We start from the raw sequence: 11,649 nt of genomic DNA, 5'->3' as shown, positions 1-11,649 counted from the left end.
CATCAGCCGGTTGGCGGTGCTGTACCGGAAGGGAAGGTCGCGATCCACCATCGCCATGAACTCGCCATGCTCCAGCACGGTCTTGGCATGGTTGAGATAGCGGCCGATCGCCAGGAAATTCTCCTCCGCCTCCGTCCACAGGCTGAGGATGACGTCGGCGAAGTTCGCACGGGTGCGAAGTCTGGCTGGGGCAGGCCGCCGCGACAGGCGCGGAGCCGGTGCCGCCGACGGAGTGAGGATGTCCGATACCTCGTCGGCGGTGACGATGCGCGGGGTCAGCTTCCTAGCCATGGATCAGGTCTTCCACGCTTGCGGCCAGTTCCGCGAAGTCGGTGCGCACATTGGCATCGTCCAGCGGCAGGCCGGCGAAGGAGTAGTTCTGATAGGCAGTGCGCAACGGGATTTCCGCCGGCAGCAGCGGCACTTTCAAGGCGGAGAGCTGTTCGCGGGCGAAGCCTGCGGCCTGGGCGCGGCGGTTCACCTGCATCAGCACCACGGCAGCCGGGATGCGCGCCTGCGGGTCGCGGCGCTGCGCCATCTTCTGCTCCGCGATCACATGTTGATAGGTACGGGCGGCTTCCAGCGCATCCTTGAGGTCGGGACGCGACGGGATGAGCACCGCATTGGCGACGCCGATGGAATGCACCAGCCCACGCGCCAGCACGCCGGCGACATCGATGACGACCCAGTCCGCCCGCTGTTCGGCCTCGGTCGCCGCCTCGATGATGTCGTCCTCGTCGACGGTGGTGCAGGCGATCGGCGCCCCGGCCGCTTTGATCCACTGGGTCAGGTTGCGGTTGGGATCGATGTCCAGCAGTTCGACCGTGCGTCCGGCCCGGCGCCAGTGGTCAGCGAGACAGAGCGACAGGGTCGTCTTTCCCGGCCCGCCCTTCGTGCTGGCTGACGTGATGATCGGCATGGCTTCCCACCCTGGCTGAGGTCAGGCCTGCAAGCTGCGCCAGAGCGGCAGCCAAAGTCAACGTACCCCATCGGCGATATCGCCAACCACCCCGCCAACTCGTTGTGGCGGAACAGATAAACTGCCGGCAAGGGAAATGGGCCTCAGGCCATTGCATGTCTTTTTCCCCTGCCTCAAAAAATAAAAGCAGTGCCTGTTCATGATTTTTCCTTGCAATCCGTCCAGCGAGCGCCCAGTTTTGAACGGTCGAAGTTGCTCTGGGTTAAGTGTTTTTCAGCTTTCAGAAGGCTGAACTTCCTGCCTTAGGTGAATTTGATGCTTGGCTCATGTTGAGCTCGGCAACCCGGGAAAGGACACTGCCCCATGGCCAACGGTACTGTTAAGTGGTTCAATTCGACCAAGGGTTTCGGTTTCATCCAGCCGGAAGACGGCTCCGATGACGTTTTCGTTCATATCTCCGCCGTCGAGCGTGCGGGCATGGGCAACCTGAACGAAGGCCAGAAGCTGTCGTTCGAGTCCGTTCGCGATCCGCGCCGCGGCAAGGTTTCGGCCGAGAACCTGCGTGCGCTCTGAGCGCAGCGGAACGGCACGATCCTGATGCGATCCAGAAGGGCGGCCTCGGGCCGCCCTTTTGCTTTTCGCCCCCTGCACTTTTCTCCCGGGTCCGGGACCGGAGTGGGCATGCCCCAGAAGAAAGCCGTTCCGAAATCGCCCGCGGGTTCCGCCGATCCCTGGATGCGTGTCGCCCACATGGTCGGGCGGCTGGCAGCCACCGCCGGCACAGCCTGTTCCTCGAACCCGCACCCGCCCGACAGCGGCTTGGCGCGGTGCTGGACCGCCGGCTGGGACAGCACAGGCCCCGCCCCGGCACCCCGGCAGGAAGACCCGCGGCACAGGCTGCGGTCCTCGTCCCCTCCCCCGCAACCAAAGCAGGATTGCAGCATGATCGACCTGATCGACAGACTCCCGGCTATGGCCGACACCGACCTGACCACGCTGGCCTCCAACGCCGAGCGGCTTGCCCTCAGCGGGACGCCAAAGCAGCGGACGGCCGCCGATGCCGCCCTGCCCGCCATCCGGGCAGAGGTCACCGCACGGAAGGAAAAGCTTGCCGCCCTTGCCCCCACCCGCGCACCGCGCCGCAGCAAGAAGGCGGCGGCGGTAGTAGACGCTCCCCAGTAGACGAAACGTCTGCAACCACGGCATTCTTGACCGGCGTAGCGTCTACCCCTACCCTCCGGCCCGGCTCATGTCGGGGAGGTGACGGTGAAGGGCGAGGAGTTGCGGACCTACCGCGAGGCGAAGGGGCTGTCGCAGTCCGAATTCGCCGTCTGGCTGAACGAACGGCTGCAGCGCCGCTACGACAAGCAGAAGGTCAGCCGCTGGGAGAATGATGCCGAGCGCATCCCGTCCGCGCTCGATGCGCTGATCAGGCGCGAAGCGGCCGGGGTCGAGAAGCTGGGCGGCCCGGCGCTGGTCGTCGTCGTCGCGAACCAGAAGGGCGGCTGCGCCAAGACGGTGTCCGCCGTCAACATCGCCTCCGCCCTCGCCCTCCAGGGCTATGCGACGATGCTGATCGATTGCGACCCGCAGGCGAACGCCACGCAGCATCTCGGCATCGACTCCTACACGCTGGAGGCCGATGCCAAGACCCTCTACTACGTCATGCATGGTGACCTGGACCTGCGGGACATCCTGGTCACCGTCGAGGAAAGCGGGCTGCGGGTCGCCCCCTCCTCCATCCGGCTGGCCGAGACGGAGGTCGAACTAGGCAAGGAAGCCGGCGGCGACTTCATCATGAAGGAGAAGATCGCCGCGGCAAAGCGGACCTTCGACTTCATCATCATCGACACGCCGCCCAACATCGGCGAACTGACGAAGAACGCCATGGTGGCCGCCCACACCGCCATCATCCCCTGCCAGACCGAAAAGTTCAGCCTGCTTGGCATGGGTTTCCTGCTGGAGAATGTCGCCAAGATCCGGCGCCGGATGAACACCGCCCTGTCGGTTCTGGGCATCGTCCCGACCATCTACAAACAGCGCGAGCGGAACGACCGCGAGGTTCTGGAGCAGATCCAGGAGCAGTACAGCCCGCACCTGCGGGTGTTCGACCCCGTGCCTAAGGCCTCGGTCTATGCCCAGGCCACCTCGGTCGGCCGCGCCGCGGTCGAAGCGATGCCCGATGTCGCCGGGGCCGCCGTCTACCGCGACGTCGCCGCCGCCCTGGTCGAGGAACGCATCATCCGCATCAAGGAGGTCGAACGTGTCGCGTAGTCTGCTGGGCAAGGCGCAGAAATCCGCCCAGAGCGCCAACAGCACGGCCGCCGCCCGCGTGAAGGATGCGCTGTTCGGTCTCAGCCGCCATGCCCCCCATCTGGTCGAAGTGCCGGTGGACCGCATCGCCCCCAACCCGAACCAGCCGCGGCGCGAGTTCGACGAGGAGGAGTTGCAGGGGCTCGCCGCCTCCATCGAACGCCATGGACTGCAGCAGCCGGTCGGCGTGCGCCAGATCGCCGACGACCGCTGGCAGCTGGTCTATGGCGAGCGACGGCTGCGGGCGATGAGGCTGCTCGGGCGGGAAACCATCTTCGGCATCCTGTTCACCGGCGACGACGACGAGGAAATCGCGATCGTCGAGAACCTGCAGCGGAGCGACCTGAACCCGCTGGAGGAATCCGACGCCCTGTTTCGTCTGGCGGAGCGGCATGGATATTCGCACCGGCAGCTTGCCGATGCGCTGGGGCGCAAGAAGACCTACGTCACCATGATGCTGTCCTTCCAGCGTCTGGCGCCGGCCATCCGTGCCGACTACGCCGCTGTCCGCCCGACCAAGTCGAAGCTGGAGTCCCTGGCGGCGATCGAGGACCAGGACGAGCAGGTCCGGGCCTGGGAGAAGCTGAAGCGGTCGGACGCGGGCGCTCCGCCCTCCCCCGCCATCGATCCCGTTTCAGCATCGCCGGAGACGGCGGCAAAGCGCGCAGTGGTCAGCGCACCGGCCGGCGTGGCGTCAAGCGCGCTGCCCAAGCGTGCGGCAAAGCCGGTGTTCCAGGCGCGTGACGTGCTGAGAGACCTGCAGGAAAAGCCGCAACGACTGTCGGAGACCGACCGTCAGGCCTTGCTGGAAATGCGGGCGGCCATCGACGCCGTACTCGAAGCCGCCACCAATTGAGACTGGTCGGAATCCGACCACCTTGCGTGACTTATGCAGGTGGTCGGATTCCGACCAGCAGGGTCACCGCGGGGCAGGGCCGGGCAGGGCCACTCCGCCGTTCATTCCGTCATGCGCGCCTGTGCTGGCTAGCCAATGGCCGATGGGTTTCTGCGGGTTGTCCGACGCCTCGCTCCATCCGGGCGGGACGCCCTGCATGTCGGGCAAGCGGTGGGCGATGCCCTTGTGGCAATCGATGCAGGTGCGCTCTCCGGTGAACAGATATTGTTCGTGGATGCGCGCGGCCCGTGCCCCCTGCTTGGTGATGTCCATGGAATCGGCGCTGTGGCAGTTGCGGCATTCCAGCGAGTTGTTGGACTTCAGCCGCGCCCATTCATGCTCCGCCAATTCGCGGCGCATCGCGACGAACTTGTCGCGGGTATCGATGGTGCCGAAGATCTTGCCCCAGACCTCCTTCGACGCCTGCATCTTGCGGGCGATCTTGTCGGTCCACTCGTGCGGGACATGGCAGTCGGGACAGGTCGCCCGCACGCCGGAGCGGTTGGTGAAGTGGATGGTCTGCTTCATCTCCTCATAAACGTTCGCCTGCATCTCGTGGCAGCTGATGCAGAAGGCCTCGGTGTTGGTGGCCTCCAGCGCCGTGTTGAAACCGCCCCAGAAGAACACGCCGGCCAGGAAGCCGCCCAGCGTCAGAAACCCCAGGCTGAGGGTGCGGCTGGGGCGGGAGATGGTCTGCCACGCCCGCCGCACCGAGACCGGAATGCGCGCCTTCATCGGCGGTCTCCCCGGTCGGATGGCCGGCTGACCAGGGTGTCGAGGTCGGTGAAGGTGTTGGGAACGATGGGCTGCGCCGTCGTCTGCGGCACATGGCACTGCATGCAGAAATAGCGCCGCGGCGCGACGGCACCCAGTGTCTGGCCGTCACGGTCGACGTAATGGGTGATGCTGACCATCGGCGCCTGCACCGCCTCGGTGAAGCGGCGGCTGTGGCAGGTCAGGCATTGGTTGTTGTTCAGCGTGATCTGATAGTCGCGGACATTGTGCGGGATCACCGGCGGCTGTTCCGGGTAATTGCGGGCGACCCGGCGGTCGTCGGTGACGTCGGGCGGGATCGGCGGGGTGTTGTTCTGCACGACGAAGTTCACCGGCGGCCGGAAGGGCGAGTCCAGCCGGCGCGGTTCGGAATTACCGCCGGCATTCTGGGCCGACAGCACCGCCGGCACGAGGAAGGGCAGCACCGCCAGCGCGGCGAGGTGATGGGGACGCATGGCTCAACTCCTTCCTCAGACCGCGACGATCTTGACGGCGCATTTCTTGAAGTCGGACTGCTTGCTGATCGGGTCGGTGGCGTCCAGCGTGCACTTGTTGATCAGCCGGGCGGAGTCGAACCAGGGTACGAAGACCACGCCGCGCGGCGGCTTGTTGCGCCCGCGCGTCTCCACCCGCGTCTGCATTTCGCCACGCCGGGACATCACCTTCACCTCCGACCCGCGGCGCAGGCCGCGCGCCTTGGCGTCGTCGGGATGCATGAAGACCAGCGCCATCGGCATCGCCTTGTACAGCTCCGGCACCCGCATGGTCATGGACCCGCTGTGCCAATGCTCCAGCACCCGGCCCGTCACCAGCCACAGGTCGAAATCCTTGTCCGGTTCCTCGGCTGGCGGCTCGTAGGGGAAGGCGAAGATGTTGGCCTTGCCGTCCGGGTTGCCGTAGAAGCGGACGTCCTCGCCCGGCTTGACGAAGGGGTCCAGACCCTCGCGGTAGCGCCAGCGCGTCTCCTTGCCGTCCACCACCGGCCATCGCAGCCCGCGCACCTGATGGTAGGTGTCGAAGGGCGCCAGATCATGGCCGTGGCCGCGGCCGAAGCCGGCATATTCCTCGAACAGGCCCTTCTGGACGTAGAAACCAAAATCCTTGGACTCGTCGTTGGCGTATTCGGCATCCACCTCCGACAGGGGGAAGCGGTCGACGTTGCCGTTGCGGAACAGCACGTCGAACAGCGTCTTGCCGCGATAGGAAGGATTGGCGTCCAGCACCTCCGCCGGCCAAACCTCGTCCGTGGTGAAGCGCTTTGAGAACTCCATCAGTTGCCAGAGGTCGGAGCGCGCCTCGCCCGGCGCGTTGACCAGCTGGTGCCAGAAATGGGTGCGGCGCTCGGCATTGCCGTAGGCGCCTTCCTTCTCCACCCACATGGCGGCGGGCAGGATCAGGTCGGCGGCCGAGGCGGTGACGGTGGGATAGGCATCGGACACCACGATGAAATTCTCAGGATTGCGGTAGCCGGGATAGGTCTCGTTGGCGCTGTTGGGGGCTGCCTGCAGGTTGTTGTTCACCATGATCCAGTAGGCGTTGAGCTTGCCGTCCTTGAGCATGCGGTCCTGCTGGACGGCGTGGTAGCCGACCTTGGCCGGCAACAGCCCCTTGGGCAGCTTCCAGGCTTCCTCCGTGTGGGCGCGGTGGGTGGGGTTGGCGACCTGCATGTCGGCGGGCAGGCGGTGAGCGAAGGTGCCGACCTCGCGCGCGGTGCCGCAGGCCGAAGGCTGGCCGGTCAGCGAGAAGGGGCTATTGCCGGGTTCGGAGATTTTCCCGGTCAGCAGGTGGATGTTGTAGACCATGTGGTTCACCCACACGCCGCGGACATGCTGGTTGAACCCCATGGTCCAAAGCGACATGACCTTGGTCTTCGGGTCGGCATACAACTCGGCGAGCGCCAGCAGCCGCTCCTTCGGCACCTTGGTCAGCTCGGCGGTGTAGTCCAGCGTGTAGGTGCTGACGAACTTGGCGAAGGCGTCGAAGTCGATGGGCTTGGAATCCGCCGGGTCCTTGGCATTGGCCGCCCGCACCTCCAGCACGCTTTCCGGACGCAGGCCATAGCCGATGTCCTTCTGCCCCATGCGGAAGTTGCAGTGCTTCTCGATGAACTCCTTGTTCACCCGGTTGGTCTGGATGATGTGGTTGGCGATATAGTTCAGGATCGCCAGGTCGGTTCCCGGCTCGAAGATCATCGGGATGTCGGCCAGCTCGAAGCTGCGATGCTCGAAGGTCGACAGCACCGCCACCTTCACATGGCTGTGGGCAAGGCGGCGATCGGTGATGCGCGTCCACAGGATGGGATGCATCTCCGCCATGTTGGAGCCCCAGAGGACGAAGGCGTCGGCATGCTCGAAATCGTCGTAGCAGCCCATCGGCTCGTCCATGCCGAAGGTGCGGATGAAGGCGACGGCGGCCGACGCCATGCAGTGGCGGGCATTGGGGTCCAGGTTGTTGGTGCGGAAACCGGCGCGCATCAGCTTGGACGCCGCATAGCCCTCCCAGATCGTCCATTGGCCGGACCCGAACATGCCGACCGCATCCGGCCCCTTGGCCTTCAGCACGCGCTTCCACTGGCTGGCCATCTCGTCGAAGGCGCGGTCCCAGGAGACCGGCAGGAACTCGCCATCCTTATGGTACTTGCCGTCGCGCATGCGCAGCAGCGGCTGGGTCAGGCGGTCCTGGCCATACATGATCTTGGACAGGAAATAGCCCTTCACGCAGTTCAGGCCGCGGTTCACCTCCGCCTGCATGTCGCCGTGGGTGGCGACGACGCGGTTGTCCTTGGTCGCGACCATCACGCCGCAGCCGGTGCCGCAGAAACGGCAGGGCGCCTTGGACCATTTCAGCGCCGTGTCCTCGCCCGCAACCATCGAACTCTGTGCGGCGGCCGGCAGGCTGATGCCCCCCGCGGCGGCAGCGGCGGCCACCGCCTGGGCCTTGATGAAATCGCGACGGTCCAACATGGGCGTTCCCCCTTGTCTTTTGGCGTTCGGGTCGGGCGGGCAGGGCAGGGCGGATCAGCACCTTGCCGGTCAGGGCTCGGAAGGCGGCACTCCCTCCCCGTGGTCGACGTGATGGAAGACCATGACCGCGGAGAACACGCCGTCCAGCAGATGCAGCGCGGTCATGCGGTCGGCGATCCAGCCCTCATGCGGACCTTCGACCGTGACCACCATCTTGCCGGGCTGTTCGATGTGAAGCTCGGTCCCGGGCATGGCCGTGATTGCCGTGCGGACCGTCGGCTGACGATCGGGCCGCACATGCAGCAGCAGCGAGGCGATGTGCAGTTCGCCGGCGGGCTTTAATCCAACGGTGTCATCGAGCGGCGTGGCGAGCGGCATGGGCTGGGCTCCCGGTCTGGTGGTCGAGGGTCACGGCACCGGCCGGGCAGGCGGCGACGCAGGCGCCACAGCCGGTACAGGCGGCATCGTCGATGCGCGCATGGGCGGCCCCGCCCGCGGCGGGGAGGAAGCGGATGGCCCCTTCCGGACAGGCATCCTGGCAACTGCGGCACACCACCCGCCGCACCGCCAGACAATCGTCGGCGACGGTGGCGCGCAACGACCAGGGTGCGCCCGTGGGATCGAAGATCGGCTCGGCGCAGGCATCGGCGCAGGCGCCGCAGAAGCTGCATTCTCCGCGCGCGAAGTCGACCTCCGGATAGCCGCCGTCGCCCGGACGCAGGATCGCCTCCGGGCAGGCGTCGGCACAGGCGCCGCAGCGGGTGCAGAGCGCGGTGAAATAATCGGGACGCGACCAGGGCGGATGGATCGGTGCGGGACCGCTTGCCGGACGGCCTCGCAGGAAGCTCCGCCGTCCCCTGTCGATGGTATCGGCGGCCATGGAGTCGGCCTCCGTCAGACCGGCGGCGGACCGGGCGGCCCCAGGATCAACTGCGACATCCAGACGGCGAAGCCATAGCCGCCGACGACAGCGATCGACAGCACCGGCCAGATGAACACGGCCAGCACAAGGAACATCGCGATCTCGCGCCTGCGGACCCCCGGATCGACCGGCGGAACTGGTTCCGGCGACAGTCGGGGATCGGCAGATGTGGAAGCATCGGTGCGGCGGGCTGGGCTGGGCTGCCGGGCTGCGCTCATGGAATGCGACCTTCCGCTTTATCTCGGATTGACGGTTCCAACCGGAAATTGCTGGAAACGTCACGCAGCAGCACCTTGCCCCTAGGGGGTATGTCGTCAGAGAGTCGGCAACTTCCTCTCGCGCCCGCGGAAAAGGCACTTCCCCGCCAACTCACACCTTCCCTCAAGAGTTGTTGATCTGGCGCAATTCGCACAGAGGTCCGCCAAACTCTTGACCGCGGTCAAGAACTCCTCCGCCACCGCGCGCTTTCATGCCTCCCGAGACACCAATGCCCGAGACACCAATGCCAAGGGGCGAAAGCCGGAGGATGGCCGTCGTGAGGTTCACGCGCTTACAACGCTGGGTAGGATCGGTTCTTGTCGCCATCCTTCTGCTGCTGACCGGCATCGCCGCGGCGCATGCCGCCGACAGCGGCCGGCTGCTGCCCTATCTGGCGAAGCTGCAGCCCTCCGACCTCGTTCCCGGCGCGGACCGCTTCGGCACACCGGCCGCCAACTCCCCCACCGTCCCGGTCTACAAGGGCGATGCCGTGGTGGGTCACGCCTATCTCACCTCCGACTTCGTCAACACGACCGGCTATTCGGGCCGGCCCATCGATGTGGTGGTCGGACTGACGCCGGACGGCACGGTGACGGGCGCGCGGCTGATGGACCATCACGAGCCCATCGTGCTGATCGGCATCCCGCCCGCCCGCATCAACGGCTTCATCGATGGTTATGTCGGCAAGAACGTGCTGGCGCTCGCCACCCAGAGCGCCGCCAGCCCGCCGGTGGATATTGTGTCGGGCGCCACGGTGACGGTGATGGTCATCGGCGATTCGATCATTCGCTCCGGCAAGAAGGTGATGACCGCGCTCGGCAAGACGGTGGCGGAAGCGGCACCGGCGGTGACGAAGACCATCGACCTGTCGAAGGATGCGGTGGAGGACTGGGCGACCCTGGTCGGCGACGGCTCGGTCCGCCGCCTGACCCTGACGGTGGGGGAGGTGAACGCCGCCTTCGAGCGCACCGGCAAGGCCGAGGCCATCGCCCGCGCCGAGCCCGGCAATTCCGACGACACCTTCATCGACCTCTACGCCGCCCTGGTGACCATCCCCACCATCGGCCGCTCGCTGCTGGGCGATGCGGAGTACGAGGCGCTGACCAAGCGGCTGAAGCCGGGCCAGCAGGCGGTGTGGGTGGCGGGGCAGGGGCGCTATTCCTTCAAGGGCTCGGGCTATGTCCGCGGCGGCATCTTCGACCGGGTGGAGATGGTGCAGCATGAGGGCTCCATCCGCTTCCGCGACAAGATGCACAAGCGCATGGGCAGCACCGCCGCGGCCGGCGCCCCCGACTTCCCCGAAATCGGCCTGTTCTTGCTGCCGGAGGGCACCGAATTCGACCCGGCCGCTCCGTGGCGCCTGCAGCTGCTGGTGCAGCGGGCCGTCGCCGCGCTGGACAAGGTGTTCGTCACCTTCGACCTCGGCTACCAGCCGCCCGACAAATATCTGAAGATCGAAAAGCCGGCCGCTGCGATTGCCGCCCCGGCCGCCACCCAGCCTGCCGCCCAATCCGCCAGCCACAGCGCCGCCATCCAGGCCGCCGGCGTGGCGGAAGCCGAGGAGGCCGCCGAAACACCGCTGTGGCAGCGCATCTGGCAGAACCGGCAGCTCGACATCGCGATCCTGTCCGCCGCCATCCTGCTGCTGACCGGCATCTTCTTCTTCCAAGACCAGCTGACCAGACGCCCGGCGCTGTACGAGCGGGTGCGGACGGCTTATCTGGTCTTCACGCTGGTCTGGCTCGGCTGGTACGCCACGGCGCAGCTGTCGGTGGTCAATGTCCTGACCTTCGCCAACGCCCTGCGCACCGACTTCCGCTGGGACTATTTCATGATGGACCCGCTGGTGTTCATCCTGTGGTTCTCGGTGGCGGCGTCGCTGCTGTTCTGGGGCCGGGGCGCCTTCTGCGGCTGGCTCTGCCCGTTCGGCGCGCTGCAGGAACTGGCGTCGAAGGCGGCAAAAAGGATCGGCATCCGCCAGGTCACCGTGCCCTTCGCCCTGCACCAGCGCCTGTGGCCGATCAAGTACATCATCTTCCTGCTGCTGTTCGGCTTTTCGCTGCAATCGCTGGCGACGGCGGAGAAGGCGGCGGAGATCGAGCCGTTCAAGACCGCCATCATCCTGCATTTCATCCGCGACTGGTGGTTCGTGGCCTTCGCCGTGGCCCTGCTGGCGGCCGGTCTGGTCATCGAACGCTTCTTCTGCCGCTATCTTTGCCCGCTGGGCGCGGCGCTGGCGATCCCCGGCCGGCTGCGGATGTTCGACTGGCTGCGCCGCTACAAGGAATGCGGCAGCCCGTGCCAGCGCTGCGGCAACGAATGCCCGGTGCAGGCCATCCATCCCGACGGCACGATCAACCCCAACGAATGCATCCAGTGCCTGCACTGCCAGATGCTCTACCACCACGACCACAAATGCCCGGTCATGATCCAGAAGCGGCAGAAGCGCGAGAAGTGGCAGGCCGCCGAGGCCAAGGCTGCGGCGGAGAAGGAAGCCGCCAAGCCCGCCGCCGCCCGCACCGCCGTGGCCACCGCCGATCCGGCCACCGGCCGGCTGACGCTGCGGCCCCACGGATCCTGACCGCCATCCCCTCCTCATCCCCAT

Annotated in this window: 13 protein-coding genes (1 of these 13 cut by a window edge); 5 read left to right on the top strand and 8 right to left on the bottom strand. The window is 66.4% G+C overall.

Features of this window, described 5'->3' with window-relative positions; translation table 11 throughout:
* Positions 1-291, bottom strand: partial view of a DUF3102 domain-containing protein gene (locus ACWPKK_RS17910; RefSeq protein WP_452006852.1) — the start only. 297 nt of this gene lie to the left of the window's left edge; the window shows 291 of its 588 coding nt (coding positions 1-291); it begins with the start codon at positions 289-291; its stop codon lies beyond the left edge, outside the window.
* Positions 284-919 carry a ParA family protein gene (locus tag ACWPKK_RS17905; RefSeq protein ID WP_452006849.1) on the bottom strand — a complete coding sequence of 212 codons (636 nt, stop codon included), beginning with the start codon at positions 917-919 and terminating at the stop codon, positions 284-286. The genes ACWPKK_RS17910 and ACWPKK_RS17905 overlap by 8 nt, the downstream gene beginning before the upstream one ends.
* Positions 920-1,282: 363 nt before the next feature.
* On the opposite strand from ACWPKK_RS17905, the gene ACWPKK_RS17900 reads away from it, so the two are divergent.
* The 4 genes from ACWPKK_RS17900 (at position 1,283) to ACWPKK_RS17885 (ending at position 4,088) form a co-directional block, all read left to right on the top strand.
* On the top strand, positions 1,283-1,492 hold the full coding sequence (locus ACWPKK_RS17900) for a cold-shock protein (protein ID WP_014189265.1): 210 nt from the start codon (positions 1,283-1,285) through the stop codon (positions 1,490-1,492).
* Between the two features lie 369 nt (positions 1,493-1,861).
* Entirely contained in the window at positions 1,862-2,101 is a 240-nt protein-coding gene (locus tag ACWPKK_RS17895; RefSeq protein WP_452006847.1) for a hypothetical protein, read from the top strand.
* Between the two features lie 78 nt (positions 2,102-2,179).
* Positions 2,180-3,193, top strand: a complete 1,014-nt coding sequence (locus tag ACWPKK_RS17890) for an AAA family ATPase (protein WP_452006844.1) — start codon at positions 2,180-2,182, stop codon at positions 3,191-3,193.
* Positions 3,183-4,088 carry a ParB/RepB/Spo0J family partition protein gene (locus tag ACWPKK_RS17885; RefSeq protein WP_452006841.1) on the top strand — a complete coding sequence of 302 codons (906 nt, stop codon included), beginning with the start codon at positions 3,183-3,185 and terminating at the stop codon, positions 4,086-4,088. The genes ACWPKK_RS17890 and ACWPKK_RS17885 overlap by 11 nt, the downstream gene beginning before the upstream one ends.
* A gap of 63 nt (positions 4,089-4,151) precedes the next feature.
* Here ACWPKK_RS17885 and ACWPKK_RS17880 read toward each other — a convergent pair whose 3' ends face one another.
* The 6 genes from ACWPKK_RS17880 to napE form a co-directional block, all read right to left on the bottom strand.
* Positions 4,152-4,862 carry a cytochrome c3 family protein gene (locus ACWPKK_RS17880; protein ID WP_452006838.1) on the bottom strand — a complete coding sequence of 237 codons (711 nt, stop codon included), beginning with the start codon at positions 4,860-4,862 and terminating at the stop codon, positions 4,152-4,154.
* Positions 4,859-5,356, bottom strand: coding sequence for a nitrate reductase cytochrome c-type subunit (locus tag ACWPKK_RS17875; protein WP_452006836.1), 498 nt, complete (start codon positions 5,354-5,356; stop codon positions 4,859-4,861). Before ACWPKK_RS17875 ends, ACWPKK_RS17880 begins: the two co-directional genes overlap by 4 nt.
* Before the next feature lie 15 nt (positions 5,357-5,371).
* A complete protein-coding gene (napA, locus tag ACWPKK_RS17870) occupies positions 5,372-7,864 on the bottom strand; it encodes a periplasmic nitrate reductase subunit alpha (protein WP_452006833.1) in 2,493 nt (830 codons plus the stop codon).
* Positions 7,865-7,933: 69 nt separating this feature from the next.
* Positions 7,934-8,242: a chaperone NapD gene (locus ACWPKK_RS17865; protein WP_452006830.1), complete on the bottom strand. Its 309-nt coding sequence runs from the start codon at positions 8,240-8,242 to the stop codon at positions 7,934-7,936.
* A complete protein-coding gene (gene napF, locus ACWPKK_RS17860; RefSeq protein WP_452006828.1) occupies positions 8,217-8,744 on the bottom strand; it encodes a ferredoxin-type protein NapF in 528 nt (175 codons plus the stop codon). The genes ACWPKK_RS17865 and napF overlap by 26 nt, the downstream gene beginning before the upstream one ends.
* Before the next feature lie 14 nt (positions 8,745-8,758).
* Positions 8,759-9,004 carry a periplasmic nitrate reductase, NapE protein gene (gene napE, locus ACWPKK_RS17855; protein WP_452006825.1) on the bottom strand — a complete coding sequence of 82 codons (246 nt, stop codon included), beginning with the start codon at positions 9,002-9,004 and terminating at the stop codon, positions 8,759-8,761.
* A gap of 308 nt (positions 9,005-9,312) precedes the next feature.
* On the opposite strand from napE, the gene ACWPKK_RS17850 reads away from it, so the two are divergent.
* Entirely contained in the window at positions 9,313-11,625 is a 2,313-nt protein-coding gene (locus ACWPKK_RS17850) for a 4Fe-4S binding protein (protein WP_452006822.1), read from the top strand.
* Positions 11,626-11,649 lie beyond the last annotated feature (24 nt).

It is taken from the genome of Azospirillum largimobile, from assembly GCF_977007025.2.
This window is presented reverse-complemented; position numbering and strand designations above follow the sequence as displayed.

What these genes read in the sequence shown, in the direction of transcription:
- ACWPKK_RS17905 (WP_452006849.1), bottom strand. Translation starts at nt 919, where the DNA reads ATGCCGATCATCACGTCAGCCAGCACGAAGGGCGGGCCGGGAAAGACG.
- ACWPKK_RS17900 (WP_014189265.1), top strand. Translation starts at nt 1,283, where the DNA reads ATGGCCAACGGTACTGTTAAGTGGTTCAATTCGACCAAGGGTTTCGGT.
- ACWPKK_RS17895 (WP_452006847.1), top strand. Translation starts at nt 1,862, where the DNA reads ATGATCGACCTGATCGACAGACTCCCGGCTATGGCCGACACCGACCTG.
- ACWPKK_RS17880 (WP_452006838.1), bottom strand. Translation starts at nt 4,862, where the DNA reads ATGAAGGCGCGCATTCCGGTCTCGGTGCGGCGGGCGTGGCAGACCATC.
- ACWPKK_RS17875 (WP_452006836.1), bottom strand. Translation starts at nt 5,356, where the DNA reads ATGCGTCCCCATCACCTCGCCGCGCTGGCGGTGCTGCCCTTCCTCGTG.
- napA (WP_452006833.1), bottom strand. Translation starts at nt 7,864, where the DNA reads ATGTTGGACCGTCGCGATTTCATCAAGGCCCAGGCGGTGGCCGCCGCT.
- ACWPKK_RS17865 (WP_452006830.1), bottom strand. Translation starts at nt 8,242, where the DNA reads ATGCCGCTCGCCACGCCGCTCGATGACACCGTTGGATTAAAGCCCGCC.
- napF (WP_452006828.1), bottom strand. Translation starts at nt 8,744, where the DNA reads ATGGCCGCCGATACCATCGACAGGGGACGGCGGAGCTTCCTGCGAGGC.
- napE (WP_452006825.1), bottom strand. Translation starts at nt 9,004, where the DNA reads ATGAGCGCAGCCCGGCAGCCCAGCCCAGCCCGCCGCACCGATGCTTCC.
- ACWPKK_RS17850 (WP_452006822.1), top strand. Translation starts at nt 9,313, where the DNA reads ATGGCCGTCGTGAGGTTCACGCGCTTACAACGCTGGGTAGGATCGGTT.